Annotated in this window: 11 protein-coding genes; 3 read left to right on the top strand and 8 right to left on the bottom strand. The window is 59.3% G+C overall.

Annotated features, from left to right (window positions below; genetic code table 11):
• Nucleotides 1-274: 274 nt before the first annotated feature.
• On the top strand, nt 275-733 hold the full coding sequence (locus ABJO75_RS26495) for a hypothetical protein (protein WP_348125528.1): 459 nt from the start codon (nt 275-277) through the stop codon (nt 731-733).
• Nucleotides 734-786: 53 nt separating this feature from the next.
• Here the strand turns inward: ABJO75_RS26495 and ABJO75_RS26500 are convergent, their stop codons facing one another.
• The 6 genes from ABJO75_RS26500 to ABJO75_RS26525 form a co-directional block, all read right to left on the bottom strand.
• Entirely contained in the window at nt 787-1,782 is a 996-nt protein-coding gene (locus tag ABJO75_RS26500) for a fatty acid desaturase (protein WP_348125530.1), read from the bottom strand.
• Nucleotides 1,783-1,971: 189 nt separating this feature from the next.
• Nucleotides 1,972-3,096 (bottom strand): DUF2235 domain-containing protein, encoded by a 1,125-nt coding sequence (locus tag ABJO75_RS26505; protein WP_348125532.1) that lies wholly within the window; start codon nt 3,094-3,096, stop codon nt 1,972-1,974.
• Nucleotides 3,097-3,186: 90 nt separating this feature from the next.
• Entirely contained in the window at nt 3,187-3,825 is a 639-nt protein-coding gene (locus tag ABJO75_RS26510) for a MarC family protein (RefSeq protein ID WP_348125534.1), read from the bottom strand.
• Nucleotides 3,826-3,850: 25 nt separating this feature from the next.
• Entirely contained in the window at nt 3,851-5,305 is a 1,455-nt protein-coding gene (gene der, locus ABJO75_RS26515; protein WP_348125536.1) for a ribosome biogenesis GTPase Der, read from the bottom strand.
• 49 nt (nt 5,306-5,354) lie between these two features.
• Entirely contained in the window at nt 5,355-6,689 is a 1,335-nt protein-coding gene (locus ABJO75_RS26520; protein ID WP_348125538.1) for a PQQ-binding-like beta-propeller repeat protein, read from the bottom strand.
• A gap of 52 nt (nt 6,690-6,741) precedes the next feature.
• Nucleotides 6,742-7,413: a hypothetical protein gene (locus ABJO75_RS26525; protein ID WP_348125539.1), complete on the bottom strand. Its 672-nt coding sequence runs from the start codon at nt 7,411-7,413 to the stop codon at nt 6,742-6,744.
• Nucleotides 7,414-7,675: 262 nt separating this feature from the next.
• Here ABJO75_RS26525 and ABJO75_RS26530 point away from each other — a divergent pair, with 262 nt between their 5' ends.
• Nucleotides 7,676-8,914, top strand: coding sequence for an efflux RND transporter periplasmic adaptor subunit (locus ABJO75_RS26530; protein ID WP_348125541.1), 1,239 nt, complete (start codon nt 7,676-7,678; stop codon nt 8,912-8,914).
• Nucleotides 8,911-12,744, top strand: a complete 3,834-nt coding sequence (locus ABJO75_RS26535; protein WP_348125543.1) for an efflux RND transporter permease subunit — start codon at nt 8,911-8,913, stop codon at nt 12,742-12,744. The genes ABJO75_RS26530 and ABJO75_RS26535 overlap by 4 nt, the downstream gene beginning before the upstream one ends.
• A 56-nt stretch (nt 12,745-12,800) precedes the next feature.
• Here the strand turns inward: ABJO75_RS26535 and ABJO75_RS26540 are convergent, their stop codons facing one another.
• On the bottom strand, nt 12,801-13,280 hold the full coding sequence (locus ABJO75_RS26540) for a GNAT family N-acetyltransferase (protein ID WP_348125545.1): 480 nt from the start codon (nt 13,278-13,280) through the stop codon (nt 12,801-12,803).
• A gap of 43 nt (nt 13,281-13,323) precedes the next feature.
• Nucleotides 13,324-15,132 carry an ABC transporter ATP-binding protein/permease gene (locus ABJO75_RS26545; protein ID WP_348125547.1) on the bottom strand — a complete coding sequence of 603 codons (1,809 nt, stop codon included), beginning with the start codon at nt 15,130-15,132 and terminating at the stop codon, nt 13,324-13,326.
• Nucleotides 15,133-15,174 lie beyond the last annotated feature (42 nt).

The raw sequence follows: 15,174 nt of genomic DNA on the forward strand, positions 1-15,174 counted from the left end.
CATGGCCCAGATTTCAAGAACAATGCAATCGCGGCGATCATGGTGCCTGACAAACCCTGTCGGTCATCGGCGGAATTGTTTCAATGACGTTCGAACGCGTGATGGCATCAGCAGACCCATATGAACGAAACGGCAGCTTTTCGTGGATTTTGCGCGATGTTTGCGCTCACGGCTTCTCACATACGAACACGCTCTGGTGGCAGGCCTGTTGTCCAAGGATGAAGTCAGTATGTCTTGCGCGGAACGTGTACGCCCAAAGGAAAGACCAACTCGGATGTCATCACATATCACACTCAGAAACCTGATCTTAGCCGGCTTGGCAGGTGAAATCGCGTTTGAGGCCTATGCCTGGCTTGTCTCGCCATTGCTGTTCGGAGTCGCACTCGGGCCGGCGAATTTGATCGTCGCTCTGGGGAACATCACGGCTGGTATTGCTCTGCCCTATTGGGCGGGCTTCATCATTCATTTCATGATCGGCGCGGTCGGGTTTTCGACCTTCGTCTGGATCACCCACCTGATCACAAAGGCCAATCTGATTCTCTCCGGTGCCATCGCCGGTTTCGTACTGTGGTTCGTGGCCCAGGGCGTTCTTGCACCTGCTGTTGGTCGCAGCTTCATGATGGGCTTTGGGGCCTACACGCAATCGTCGTTCATCGGGCATGTCGGAATGGCCACTTTGATGGGGTATGTCCTGTTGAAACTTGGCAGCAGCAAGGCTCTCAAGACTGCATGATCTTGGCTGCGCCATGCAAGCGCCGGGGCGCTTGCCACCAACACGATCAGGGCCTACCCGACGATTGAATCCGCAGTGCTTCTGACCCGATCTTCTGCGCGTGGAAACCGCACCAGCCGGCCCTGCTCTTCGTCCCATAGCTTGAGGTTCAGCGCCGCGACAGCTTCGAGGAACTTGATGCGGCGAGGAGCAAATTCCTCGGGCAGGCTATAGTGGCAGGCGCGCAGACGATAGGACGGGATACGCGAGTTCAGGTGGTGGATATCATGCAGTGTGATGCAGGCCACAGCGTGATCGAACCACGCGCCAAAATCGAGGCAGGACGAACCCTGTATGGCCGCAATCTGAGGATCAAGGTCGGGGCGTCGGTCCCAATAGGTGTCTTCAAAGTTATGCTGAAGGTAGACGAGGAACACGCCAAGCATGCCGCCAACCATCGACGCCGCGAAATAGATACCCAACCCATGCCAGCCCGACAGCACGTAGATCAATCCAACCCATGCCAGAACCGCGACATTATGCAGGACAACCCCTTTCCAGCCGAACCGCATGGTATTCTTGGGCCAGCGATAGCGAATGAAATAGGTGAACAACGCACCAGCAGGCACAAGAATGAACGGATTGCGATAGAGCCGATACTGTAGGCGCGACCAGAACCCCGCGTTGTTCCATTCGCGCAGGGTCATGGTGTTGATTTCACCGGTCTCGCGATGATCCAGATTGCCGACACCTGCATGATGCAGATTGTGATTCTGTTTCATCACTTCGAACGGCGCAAAGGTGAACGGCGACAGCGCGTGTCCGGCCAGCTCGTTCAGCTCCCGCGTGGCGAACAGCGAGTGATGACCCGTGTCATGTTGCAGCACATAGAGACGCACGGCAGAAAACGCATGAACAACAACGGCGGGGATCAGCACGTACCAATGCCCCGATTGGCTGATCGCCAACCATAGCGACGTGAAATAAACCACAAACGTGCCAAAGAAACTCAGGCTCGCGAGGCGGTTGTCCTTGTCACAGTATTTCCGTGTATGCTCGCGCAAGTTCATGTCAGTACCCAAAGCGAAAAGGGCAGATCGCCCTATTGGTTGATAGCAGCACTTGTTGTCAGATATCTGACAAATTTCGCGCTCCTTTTCAATCATTTGGCGAAACTTCGCCGGGATGAGCGACAATTTGGCCGTTTGCCGACCGCGTCACACATGCCTCGGCACCATTCGTACTGGTTGCAGGCGACTTCAGAACAGGTCAGGAAACAGACGTTTCAGGCTGAGCGGTCGATAAGCGTTCATCGCATCCAGACGTTGTTTTACGGTTGGCGACGCATCGGTCGAGATGGCCGGACCGTCTCGCCACACCAGCAGGTCGGGCGAAATACCGTAGATGGGTGAAGGATCGCGCAAAACCGGCACATCATCTGCGGGGTTGGGATCCACCGCCGGAATATTGGCGTCCGGACGCAAGGTTAGTCCGGCTTTCTTTGCGCCTTCGGCGATCCATTGAAGCGTTATGGCCGACAGGCTGGCGCTGTCACCGGTGCCCCCGACAATGCCGTGATCGCCCACAAACCAAAGCTGCTGAAAGGGTCGATCGTCCGAAGTATCGCCGCGATTCAACCCCGGCCCTTCGTCGCTGTCATCCAGATTGTTCCACGGCGACGGCAGAAAGAATGCCCGCCGTTCATCCAACGCCAGCGCGTGCCGCGCACTGGTCACCATGCTGGAAAGATCGGTGTCGTGAAATTCGTATTTCTTGTTCCAGAGGCTCGCGATACTGCCCAGCAGAACCGACGGGATGCCCAGCGATCCCACCGTGTCCCAGACGCCGATATAGCTGATCTTGACGACAGAAGAACCGTCATTGCGCTGTGCGCGCTCAGCCTCAGATGTAGCAAATCGCGGCGATTTCTGTTTGCGCTTTGCCATAACACTTGGTGAATCCGGGCGGTTTCCTTCGCCCGAAGCCTTGTAGAGTTTGAACGCCTCGCTCAGCGCTGAGCTGCTGTAATCATCAAGTATGCCGCATTTGCGGATCATCCCGGCCAGCGACCGCGCGGTATAGGCACCACGTGAAAAGCCAAAAATCAGGATCTCGTCGCCCGGTTCATAGACCTTGCAGACATAGGCGTAGGCTTGCTTGATGTTAAGCTCCAGCCCCCAGCCGAATGCACCGCCGCCGATCCGGTTCAAGAGCCCGCCAAAAAACCCGGCATTAGAGGTTTCAGTGCCGACGCCTCGAAAGTAATGGGCGATCTGAACATCCGCCTGCTGATCGACCGCGTTGTAGAGATTGACAACATGGGTCCAGTCAAGCCGGGTCGGAGAATTCCACGTTCCGTCGCAAAAAACCGCAATACGTTTCATGTTGAAATACCTTTAGCAAATGCATGGAAAGTATCACATATTTGCCACTGCGGCAACGCGCCAAAACAACCAAAACGTTAGGGTGACTGCCTACATACCCGCCGGGCTGAGATGCAGAACGCCCATGGTCTCCAGTCCGACCAGCACCGAATCCACCGCGACGGTTGCAAGAATCATCCCCATCACGCGGCTAACCACATTCGCGCCACCTTTTCCGATGAGCCGCAGAATATGACCTGCCAGCAAAAGGGCCACCAGCGTTACGGACAGCACCGCCAAAAGAAGCACCGCAGTTATCGCCTGATTACCAATCGACGTGCCGTGATTGTCCGTCAGAATCACAACGGCGAGCATGGCGCCAGGCGACGCAATTGACGGAATGGCCAAGGGAAAGACTGCGCCCGAAAGGTCTTCGTTCGTGGCTTCCTCAATATCGTGTTCGGCCTTTGAGTCGCCAAAAATCATGGACAGCGCAAAGAGGAACAACACGATCCCTCCCGCGATCTGGAACGTTCCAAGCCGCAGACCAAGCGCTTCGAGCAGGAATTGTCCCCCGATCATGAAAACCAGCAGCACAGCAGCAGCCGTCAGCACTGCGCGAATCGCGAATGCCTTGTGCAGTCTCGGTGACACACCCGCCGCCGCGAACAGGAATACCGGGATGGTCCCGATCGGATCGATTACCACGAACAGCGTTACGAATTCGCGAATGATGGTTTGCAGGTCCAATTGATGTCCACGTCTTAGCTAGGGGTCAGGTTTTGCGCCCCGATATATGCTTGCGCAATTTGCTGGGCCCACTCTTCTTACGGCCCTTATAGGGGTTTTGATCGTTTTGTCCCCTCATATGCAGCCGGATTGGCGCACCGGGCATGTCAAAATCCTCGCGCAGCCCATTTACCAGATACCGTGAATAGCTGGCAGGCATTTTGTCAGGATGCGAGCACATCACCACAAAACCCGGCGGCCTTGTCTTGGCCTGAGTCATATAGCGCAACTTGATCCGTTTGCCCTGTGGCGCCGGAGGCGGATGCTGTTCCAGCATGCCCGCAAGCCAGCGGTTCAGGGCGGCGGTCGGCACCCGGCGGTTCCACACCTCGTAAGCGCGCAGGATGGCCGTGTGCAGCCGGTCCAGCCCCCTGCCCGTCAGCGCGCTGACCGTGATCAGCGGCGCACCCCGCAGTTGCGGCAACAGACGCTCAAAGGACTCGCGCAGATCACGCAGCTTTTCCTGTTTGTTTTCTTCGGCGTCCCATTTGTTCACCGCAACGACCACGGCACGGCCTTCGCGTTCGGCGAGGTCAGCAATCCGCAAATCCTGTTGCTCAAACGGTATTTCGGCGTCGAGCAGCACGACGACAACCTCAGCAAACTTGACCGCTCGCAGCCCGTCGCTAACCGAAAGTTTTTCCAGTTTTTCCTGCACTTTGGCCTTTTTGCGCATCCCCGCCGTGTCAAAGATGCGCATCGGCGTGCCATCCCAATCGGTGGTCAGCGAGATGGCATCGCGGGTAATGCCCGCTTCGGGGCCGGTCAGCAGGCGATCTTCACCCAGAATGCGATTGATCAGCGTCGACTTTCCGGCGTTGGGGCGTCCCACCACGGCAACTTGCAGCGGTTTGTCCATGGTCGGTGTCGGTACGGCCTCGTCGTCGGCGTCATCATCGACCGCGACATCGGTTTCCGGCGTTTCCGCCGCAGCGCGCTCGGCAAAGCCATCTGCCAGCGGCATAAGCTGAGAATACAGATCGTTCAGTCCTTCGTTATGTTCTGCGGACATCCGGATCGGTTCGCCCAGACCAAGCGCATAGGCCTCGATCACGCCGGCATCGGCGGCGGACCCTTCGGCCTTGTTTGCGGAAAGGATCACATGGGCGCTGCGTTTGCGCAGGATCTCGGCGAAGAGCTGGTCGGTCGGTGTGACCCCGGTCCGCGCGTCGATCATGAAAAGGCAGATATCGGCCATATCCACTGCGCGTTCCGTCAAACGCCGCATCCGGCCCTGCAGACTGTCATCCGTAGCGTCTTCGAGTCCGGCGGTGTCGATCACCGTGAATCGCAGATCACCCAGCCGTGCCTCGCCTTCGCGCAGGTCGCGGGTCACGCCGGGCGTGTCATCGACAAGCGCCAGGCGTTTGCCAACAAGGCGGTTGAACAGTGTGGATTTGCCCACATTCGGGCGGCCCACGATAGCGAGGGTGAAGGACATCGGGTCTGCTTTCAAAAAGTCTGAGAGCGCCCTTTAGCGCATCCGCGCCTCAACGGAAAGCGTGCAGTTCACCATCTCCGCCCATCACATAGAGCGTCTGGTTGGCAACAACCGGCGCACTGGTTGCACCGCCGGGCACCGGCACGGATGCCGTCAGCACCCCGTTTTCGGGGCTAAAGAACCGCAACTGGCCGTCAGACGACGCAACGATGATGCGGCCGCCGGCCAGAATCGGGCCGTAGTTGGCAAAGCTGGCACCCCGCCTGCGGGGCTTGTCCTTAACGAAGTTCGGCAGGTCAACGGCCCAGATCACACCACCATCGGCGGCATTGATCCGCACCAGCTTGTTCTGGTCGGTCACCGAGAAGATGCTGTCGCCCGTTGGCCAGACCGGACCAAGCGCACCTTCGCGCGCGGTCCATATGCGCTCGCCATCCGCGGCATCCAGCGCGACAATCCGGCCAGAGTGGTTACCGGCATAAATCCGGTTCCCGACGACGACCGGCCCACCGGTGACATCGCCGATCTTGGCGATTGCGCGCCCTGTGCGCTGCCCCGCCACCGTGGCACTCCAGCGGCGCAGTCCGCCACGCCGGAACGCCGCCACGATGTCTCCGGAACCGAAACCGAAGACAACGTAGTCTCCGGCCAGCACCGGCGAAGGTGCGCCGAGCACGTTGGTTATGCTGGGGCTGGCCTCAAGCTGCCATGCCACACGGCCGTCAGATGTGTTGATCGCCCAAGCGATATTGTCGCCCGCAATCAGATAGACCAGCCCGTCGCGCACCAGCGGCGTGCCGCTGCCGGTCGAGTCCAGTTTCTGGATCCAACGAGTCGCACCCGTGCGCGCATCAAGTGCGGCCAGCCGCCCATACCCCGACGACACGTATAGCGTGCCGTTGTCATAGGCCATGCCCCCACCCGTGGCCTGACCTTCTTTGTCGCTGGACGGAATCAAGTCAGTGCTCCAGACGATCCCTCCGGTCGGAGCAACGGCCGAAACACGGGCAGCGCTATCAAGCGTATAGATCAACCCGCCCGCAACAACAGGCGATGCCGTGATGCGTTGCTTGCGGCTGTTGCCAGAGCCGATCGAGGTGGAAAAGATGCGCTGCGGTGCAGATCGCAATGCCGCATTTGCCGTGCGGTAGGCCGGTGTACCAAGGGACTGGGCCCATGTGGTGTTGGCGGATTGGGACGGCAGCCGGATTGCGCGGTTTTCATTGACAACCGTGGCAGCGGTCGCAACTGCGCCATCTTCGGTCGGGCGGATGTTTTCGCGCGGTCCCGCCAGAATCTGTTCTTTTTCGGAACAGGCTGTGGCTGCCAGAAGCAGGACGCCAAACAGGGCCAACCCGGTGCGGGACGCTCGAAACGATACCATCTACAAAATCCCTGCCTGTCTTTCTATTCCTGCGGCCAAGTTCCAACCACCCTCATCCTTGGATGCGAGAAGGCACTTGTGGCGTGGCGCCAAGCGCCACCATCAACTGAGAGACCCGCTGTTGCAAGTCCGAGGTGACTTCGGCGTCATCCAGTATGGCCTGCAGCCGCACGACCGCCGCGTCCACTTCATCTTCGGTGACGTCGATCAGGGCAAGTTGCTCTTCGGCCAGCAGTCGCAACGGCGCCCCCGGTTGCGCAAGCGCCTCGAACTGAACCCGACGCTCAGCGGCAGGCATGCTGTCGGTCTGCATGGTGAGCGCCTTGAAGCTGGCGATCTGACGGAAGATCTCGGGCAAATCGCCATTTGTGGCAATCTGGTTCAGCCGGGCGACCGCCCCGGCGGTTTCACCGGAGTTGACCTCGGCGGCGGCAATCAACAAGTTGACCACAGCCTCTCCACCCGCGCTATCGGTCTCGACCTCAGACAACGCAATGGCCCGCTCGGCAGGGTCGTTTGCAGCAAGTGCCGCGATGATACCATCACCCAGGCTTTCGGCGGCAGCACGCTTCTGGGCCTTGGAATATTCGTTCCACGCCGCACCTGCCACAATCAGCACGATCGCAGCAATCGCAATCCAGCCGTAGCGACGGAACATCAGGAACAACCGATCGCGGCGCACCTCTTCGGTCACTTCTTCGATGAAACTGTCGCTGTCGCTCATGCTCTGCCCTGTCTCTGGCCGTGTGATGCCCCGGTTACGGAACGCTGTTTTGCCCTGAAATCGGGCAACGGCCCCCTCTTAGCCTGCATGCAGAGGCAAGCCAAGTGGCCGCTGTGACGCAAATTCACCGCTGCCCGCGCATTCTTTGGAAAAAAATTGATCTGAACTGGTTAGTTTAGTAAAAAAGAGCCCTATATGCCAAGAGGTCCGCGTTTTGTGGGCATTGATTATGACCATTTGAATTTCTGTGGAAAGGCGCAAGATGCGATTGATCCCCGTACTCACCGCAATTTTGGTGACGCTTGGACTTTATGCAGTGGTATTCGAGCGCGAAGCGCTGTTTGCCTTTGCGCGTGCCGGCGACGATGCCGAAACCGACGCCATCACATCGGAAGCTGACGGAACAGCCGTCGCCGAAGACGCCCCTGATGCGGTTGGCGTCGTTGTCTTGCGCAGCGTCGCGAAACAGATCGACAGTGCGGTCATCCTGCGCGGGCAGACCGCTGCCCACAGGCAGGTAGAGGTCCGCGCCGAAACATCGGCGACCGTCGTTTCGGCCCCTCTGCGCAAAGGTAACTTCGTGAACGCGTCAGATGTACTGTGCCAACTTGATATCGGAACACGCGAGGCCGCCCTTGCTGAGGCCCATGCCCGGTTGACCGAGGCAAAGGCGCGCGTACCGGAAACTGAGGCGCGCATGGCCGAGGCCGAGGCGCTGCTCGCCGAAGCCCTAATCAACAACAATGCGGCGGACAAGCTTTCCAAAGGCGGGTACGCATCGGAGACACGGCTGGCCTCGACTCAGGCGGCGGTCCGCTCGGCTGAAGCCGGGGTTGCAACAGCGAAATCTGGGCTGGAAACCACCAAGGCTGGTATCCAAGGTGCAGCGGCGGCGGTCGCGGCCGCAGAGCGCGAGATCGAGCGCCTGACCATCCGGGCCCCGTTTGACGGATTGCTGGAATCCGATACCGCCGAGTTGGGCAGCCTGATGCAGCCGGGCAGCCTCTGTGCCACTGTCATCCAGCTCGATCCGATCAAGCTGGTCGGCTATGTGCCCGAGGCGGACGTCAACCGGATCGATCTGGGCGCAATGGCAGGGGCCGAACTGACCGATGGTCGCCGGGTTCAGGGCACGGTCGAATTCATCAGCCGGTCCGCTGATTCCATGACCCGCACGTTTCAGGTTGAAATCACAGCGCCCAATCCGGACATGTCGATCCGCGACGGGCAAACCGCAGCGATCGCCATTGCCGCGGATGGAACCAAGGCGCACCGCCTACCGGCTTCGGCGCTGACCCTGAACAATGACGGTCAATTGGGGGTGCGCATCGTGCTCCCTGACAATATCGTGGATTTCCGCGCAGTCCGGCTGGTGCGTGATGACGTGGACGGAATCTGGGTCACAGGTCTTGACGAAGAGAGCGACGTGATTGTCGTTGGGCAGGAATTCGTGACCAAAGGCGTGCTCGTCAAACCGGCCTACCGCGAGGCCGCCCAATGACGGGGATCGTCACCTGGGCCTCGGAACGGGCCCGTATGGTGCTGGCCTTTATCGCGCTGTCGCTGATCATCGGTGGCTTTGCCTATGCCAACCTGCCCAAGGAAGGCGAGCCGGATATCGAGATCCCTGCCCTGTTTGTATCAGTGCAGTTTCCCGGCATTTCAGCGGAAGACAGCGAAAGCCTGCTCGTCAAGCCGATGGAAACCGAACTGGCCGATCTGGACGGGCTCAAGACCATCTCCAGCACGGCGGCAGAGAATTACGCCGGTGTCGCGCTTGAATTCGATTTCGGCTGGGACAAGACCGCGATCATGGCGGATGTCCGCGACGCGATGAACTCTGCGCAAGCCGAGTTTCCTGACGGGGCCGAGCAATACACCATCACCGAGATCAATTTTTCCGAGTTTCCGATTGTCATCGTCAATCTGACCGGAGCGGTTCCTGAACGCACGATGGCCCGCATTGCCAAGTCTTTGCAGGACGATCTTGAAGCGCTGGACGCAGTACTTGAGGCCGGGATCGCGGGCAATCGTGACGAAATGCTTGAGGTTGTGATCGATCCGCTGCGACTGGAATCCTACAACATCACTGCATTGGAACTGATCAATGTGGTGCAGAACAACAACCAGCTGATCGCGGCAGGTGAAGTCGAGACTGAACAAGGAAAGTTCAGCGTCAAGATTCCGTCGAGCTTTGACGAGCCGCGCGATGTCTACAACCTGCCGATCAAGACCAATGGGGACCGCGTCGTTACGCTGGGCGAGCTGGCCGAGATCAATTTCACCTTTGAAGATCGCGAAGGGACCGCGCGGTTCAACGGCGAAAGCACCGTCGCCCTGCAGGTGGTCAAACGCAAAGGATTCAACCTGATCGACACGGTTGCGCTGGTCAAGGAAACGCTGGCCGCGAGCAAGGCCAAGTGGCCGGCAGAGCTGCAGGCGGTGGTCAAGGTCGGCACCAGCAATGACCAGAGCCGCGTTGTCGGCTCCATGGTTAGCCAGCTTGAAGGATCGGTTCTGACGGCGGTGGCGCTGGTGATGATCGTGGTGCTGAGCGCACTTGGCAGCCGTGCCGCGTTGTTGGTTGGGTTTGCAATCCCGACGTCCTTCCTTCTGTGTTTCATGTTTCTTGCGATCATGGGCGTCACGATCTCCAACATCGTGATGTTCGGCCTGATTCTCGCGGTCGGGATGCTGGTAGACGGGGCCATCGTGGTGGTCGAATACGCCGACAAGCGGATCAAGGAAGGCGTCGGCCCGATGCACGCCTATGTCGAAGCGGCGCAGCGGATGTTCTGGCCGATCGTCAGTTCCACCGCGACGACCTTGTGCGCGTTTCTTCCGATGCTGTTCTGGCCCGGCGTGCCCGGCGAATTCATGGGCATGCTGCCCGTTACGTTGATCTTTGTGCTGTCCGCATCGCTGATCGTAGCGCTGGTTTATCTCCCGGTCATGGGGGGCGTCACCGGCCGGATGAGCCGCCTCTTTGGCCGCATTTCGCATGTCCTGCGCGCACGCCTGCCCTGGGTGGTCCGGGCGCTGTTGGTGCCCGTCGCGATGTACATGATGTTCCTCGGCGCGATGCAGGTTCTGAACCCGGCCTATCTGCTGCCTTCGGGCGTTCCAGGGCTCGCGGCGGTGCTGTTCGGCGCGGGTCTGTTCCTCTTTGGCTCTTTCGCGGCCTCGGTCACATTGGGTGCCGCCCGGATCGAACGCCCCCCGCGCGCCGTCCGATCTGGCCATCAGCTGTCGCCGTTCGGGCATTTCATCAAGTTCATTGCCGGAAATCCAATCATGCCCATCGTCGCCATCGCGACGGTGTTTGCCGCCGTGTTCTACGTGGCCGCCGTGCTTTTCCCCGCGAATTCACGGGGTGTTGAATTCTTTGTCGAGTCAGAACCAGAACAGGCCAACGTCTATGTCCGGGCACGCGGCAACATTTCGCTGCATGAAACCGACGAAATGGTGCGCCAAGTCGAAGAAGTCATCCGCGCCCATCCGGCCGTCATCAACGTCTTTGCCTTTGCTGGCAGCGGCGGATTGAACACCGGTGGCCCCGGCCAGCAAAGCCCGCAGGATACCGTTGGCCAGGTCCAGTTTGAGATCATCCCTTGGGAAGACCGCCCGACCGCGCGCGAAAGCTGGTTCTTTGGCAAGCTGGAACGCGATGTGACCGCACCCGCCTATGACGGCGATTTCGTGATTGATCAGCTTAACGCCAAACTGCAGGAATTGCCCGGCTTCGAGGCCGAAATCCTGCCGCTGGAACAGGGTCCTGGTTCGGGAAAACCGATCCACCTGCGTCTGAAAGGCGACGACTGGGGCGATCTGACTGAAGCCGCAGATACAGCGCGCGCCTATTTCGACACCCTGCCCGGTCTGATCAAGGTTGAAGACACGCTCCCCCTGCCCGGCATCGACTGGCAGATCGACGTCGATGTGGAAAAGGCCGGTCGCTATGGCGCCGATGTCGCCACGGTTGGCGGCATGGTGCAGTTGGTCACGCGCGGTATCCTGCTCGACACCATGCGGGTCGACAGCAGCGACGAGGAAATCGAAATACGCGTGCGCCTGCCCGAACAGGATCGGGTGCTGAGTACGCTGGATTCGATGAAGGTGCGCACCAGCGACGGGCTGGTCCCGCTGAGCAATTTCATCACCCGCAAGCCGGTCGAAAAACTGGCCGAGATCAACCGTGTCGATCAGCAACGCATCTTTGACGTTAAGGCCGATGTCGGCAGCGCCCTGTTCAAGATCGTGACACAAAATCCTGAGACTGACGGCGAAGATCGGTTGGCGATGGTGCGCGCGTTGGAGGCTGGCGCGGTCGCCCAAGGGGCGACGCTTGAAAATGCCGCCGGTGAGGCATTTGAAATCGTCGACCTTGGTGACGGGGTACGGGTCGATGACCTGCGCACGGCACTCTCGGCGGGCGATGCCCAATTCATACCGGTCAACGCCAACGAGCGGATCGCGGTGATTACCGAATGGCTCGAGACCAATCCGCTTCCTGCGAGCATAGATTGGGAATGGACCGGCGATCAGGAGGAACAGGAGGAATCCGGTGCCTTCCTGCAAAATGCATTCCTCGGCGCGTTGGGGCTGATGTTCATCATCCTGCTGGCGCAGTTCAACAGCTTTTACAACTCGGTTCTGGTCCTGCTTGCCGTGGTGCTGTCCACCACCGGCGTGCTGATCGGGATGATGGTGATGCAGCAACCGTTCTCGATCATCATGACCGGCACCGGCATCGTCGCGCTGGCGGGGATCGTTGTGAACAACAACATCGTTCTGATCGATACCTATCAGGAATTCAGCCAGTACATGCCCCGCATCGAGGCGATCATCCGCACTGCCGAGGCGCGTATCCGTCCGGTTCTGCTGACCACGATCACGACCATGGCTGGCCTCGCGCCGATGATGTTCGGGCTGAGCCTCGATTTCATCAACGGCGGATACTCGATCGACAGCCCGACGTCGCTGTGGTGGAAACAGCTGGCAACCGCCGTGGTGTTCGGTCTGGGGATTGCAACGGTACTGACATTGATCGTAACGCCTTCGTTCCTCGCCCTTCGGGTCTGGTTCTCGACCTATGCGGCCTGGATCGGGCATCTGATCGTGCGGGTAACCGGCGGTAAGGAAACACAGACCGCACGCGACATGCGGCTGGACCGGGCCGCGCGCAAGATCAAGATGGACGAAATCATCTGGGAAGAGGTTGCGGCAGAGATTCCCGAGGCTCCTCAAAGTGGTGATGCGAAAGGCTCTGCTGACACCCAGTCACCGCCTGACGCGCCACCGCCCGAGACTCCGTTGCGGGCCGCTGAATAGGCCAACCGCTTCTGTATCACCGTGACGAAACGGACGGATGCGCCCCGCAACCGGACCTAGCCGGTGTTGAGGCGGAATTTCAGGAAGCGTTTTCCATCATGGATAACGTCCGCAACCCGCGTCGCCCCCAATCGTGCCAGAGCACCCAAGTTGTTACGTGACGGGGGCAGCATGAAAGTGGCATGGGGAATTCGAGCGTCAGCACGCGCAAAGGCAAGCGCCTTCTGCACGATGCGTGGTCCAAGGCCAAAATGCTCGGGCACAAGAACCAGACCGAGATCCCATTCCTCGCCTTCCTTCTGAAAGCCACCCCACCCGACATAGTCCCCTTTGTGCAAAAAGGCCCAATGCCCCAGACCATCGCGGGTCCAACAGGTCTCTTTCGTCGCGATAAAGGCAATGGCGCGATCCCTGTCCCATTCCCCCTCAAGCAAAGGCATGTGTTGGGCCATGCGAGGATCCGACATATGCCGGACAATTGCCTCGGTAGGCACATCCGACAGCCGCACAAAGTCGATCAAATCGGCTATTGCCATTTGGTCCCGCACGGGCCGATGACGGCACAGCGATGCCGCAGGATCATGCCGCGTCTTGGTCGTTTTGTTGCCGGTTCCACAGATTGGCATACCGCCCGTCGCGGTCAAGCAATTCGTCATGCGTACCCATTTCGGCAATCTCGCCGTGATGCAGCACCACGATCTGGTCCGCCTCGGCAATCGTAGAGAGACGGTGCGCGATGGTGATCACGGTCCGGCCTTCGCCCGCACGATCAAGCGCATCCTTGATTTCGCGTTCGGTTTCGCTGTCCAGCGCGCTTGTCGCCTCGTCCAGCAACAGAATCGGCGGATCCTTAAGCAGGGTTCGTGCAATTCCCACACGCTGCTTTTCACCACCGGACAGCTTTAGCCCACGTTCCCCCACAGCGGTTTCATATCCATCTGGCAGGCTTGCGATGAAATCATGGATCTGCGCGTCGCGCGCTGCCTGTTCTATCTGCTCCTGAGTGGCCCCTTCGCGCCCATATGCGATGTTGTAGCGGATGGTATCGTTGAACAGCACGGTATCCTGCGGCACGACCCCGATGGCTGCGTGCAGGCTGTCCTGCGTCACATTCCGAATGTCCTGCCCGTCAATCCTGAGTGCCCCGCCAGTGACGTCATAGAACCGGAACAACAGCCTGCCGATTGTGGATTTGCCCGATCCGGTGGCCCCGACGATGGCAACGGTCTGCCCCGCTGGCACGGTCAGATCGACGCCTTTCAGGATTTCCCGTTTGGTATCATAACCGAAATGAAGCCCGGACAAGGTAATCTCGCCCCCATTGACGCTGAGCGCCGGGGCATCTGGTTTGTCGGTGATCTCGGCGGGTTGCTCAAGCAGGTCGAACATCTCACCCATATCCACAAGCGATTGGCGGATCTCGCGGTAGACGGTGCCGAGAAAGTTCAGCGGCACGGTGATCTGGATCATGTAGGCGTTTACCATAACAAAATCACCGACCGTCAGGCTGCCGGCCTGCACGCCGAGTGCTGCCAATATCATCACGCCGACCAGTCCGCCGGTGATCAGCAACGACTGGCCGAAGTTCAGGAATGCCAGCGAATAGGCCGTTTTAAGTGCTGCGGTTTCATAACCCTTCATCGCCACGTCATAGCGCGCAGCCTCGCGGTTTTCCGCGCCAAAGTACTTGACCGTTTCATAGTTCAGCAGGCTGTCGATCGCCTTTTGGTTGGCGTCCGTGTCCTGATCATTCATCTCGCGGCGCAGCTTTACCCGCCATTCTGTGACAGCAAAGGTAAAGGCCACATAAAGCGCGATGGTGACGGTGACGATAACAAGATACCAGATGTCGAACAGCACGGTCAGAATGATCCCGACCAGCAACAATTCCAGAATCAGGGGGCCGATGCTGAAGATCAGAAAGCGCAGCAGGAATTCGACGCCCTTGACGCCACGTTCGATGATCCGCGACAGCCCGCCGGTCTTGCGCGTGATGTGATAGCGCATCGACAGCCGGTGAATGTGCTGGAATGTCTCAAGCGCAAGACGACGCAACGCGCGCTGTCCCACCGGGGCAAACACCGCATCGCGCAACTGTTGAAAGCCAACGCTCATCAGGCGGGCCATGCCATAGGCGACCGTCAGCCCCACCGCTCCCAGTGCCAGTGTTGACACAGCATCACCGGCAAGACTGTCAACGGCGTCCTTGTAGAGGATCGGCGTATAGACCGCGATCAGCTTGGACAGAACCAGAATGATCAGCGACAGCACTACCCGGCGTTTGACCCACGACTGATCGTCCGGCCAGAGATACGGGGCCACGCGGCGAATGGTCCGCAAGCCTGAAAAGCGCGCCTCGCGAGCGTCTGTGTCTTGGAATGGTGGCATGAGGATTCCCGGAAGGTTTGCAGTCACATAATGCCTGAGCGC

It is taken from the genome of Sedimentitalea sp. (assembly GCF_039973035.1).
Taxonomy (GTDB): Bacteria; Pseudomonadota; Alphaproteobacteria; order Rhodobacterales; family Rhodobacteraceae; genus Sedimentitalea.

Bases quoted from the DNA above. Each gene is read 5' to 3' on its own strand.
- ABJO75_RS26495 (WP_348125528.1), top strand. From the start codon at position 275: ATGTCATCACATATCACACTCAGAAACCTGATCTTAGCCGGCTTGGCA.
- ABJO75_RS26500 (WP_348125530.1), bottom strand. From the start codon at position 1,782: ATGAACTTGCGCGAGCATACACGGAAATACTGTGACAAGGACAACCGC.
- ABJO75_RS26505 (WP_348125532.1), bottom strand. From the start codon at position 3,096: ATGAAACGTATTGCGGTTTTTTGCGACGGAACGTGGAATTCTCCGACC.
- der (WP_348125536.1), bottom strand. From the start codon at position 5,305: ATGTCCTTCACCCTCGCTATCGTGGGCCGCCCGAATGTGGGCAAATCC.
- ABJO75_RS26520 (WP_348125538.1), bottom strand. From the start codon at position 6,689: ATGGTATCGTTTCGAGCGTCCCGCACCGGGTTGGCCCTGTTTGGCGTC.
- ABJO75_RS26525 (WP_348125539.1), bottom strand. From the start codon at position 7,413: ATGAGCGACAGCGACAGTTTCATCGAAGAAGTGACCGAAGAGGTGCGC.
- ABJO75_RS26530 (WP_348125541.1), top strand. From the start codon at position 7,676: ATGCGATTGATCCCCGTACTCACCGCAATTTTGGTGACGCTTGGACTT.
- ABJO75_RS26535 (WP_348125543.1), top strand. From the start codon at position 8,911: ATGACGGGGATCGTCACCTGGGCCTCGGAACGGGCCCGTATGGTGCTG.
- ABJO75_RS26540 (WP_348125545.1), bottom strand. From the start codon at position 13,280: ATGGCAATAGCCGATTTGATCGACTTTGTGCGGCTGTCGGATGTGCCT.
- ABJO75_RS26545 (WP_348125547.1), bottom strand. From the start codon at position 15,132: ATGCCACCATTCCAAGACACAGACGCTCGCGAGGCGCGCTTTTCAGGC.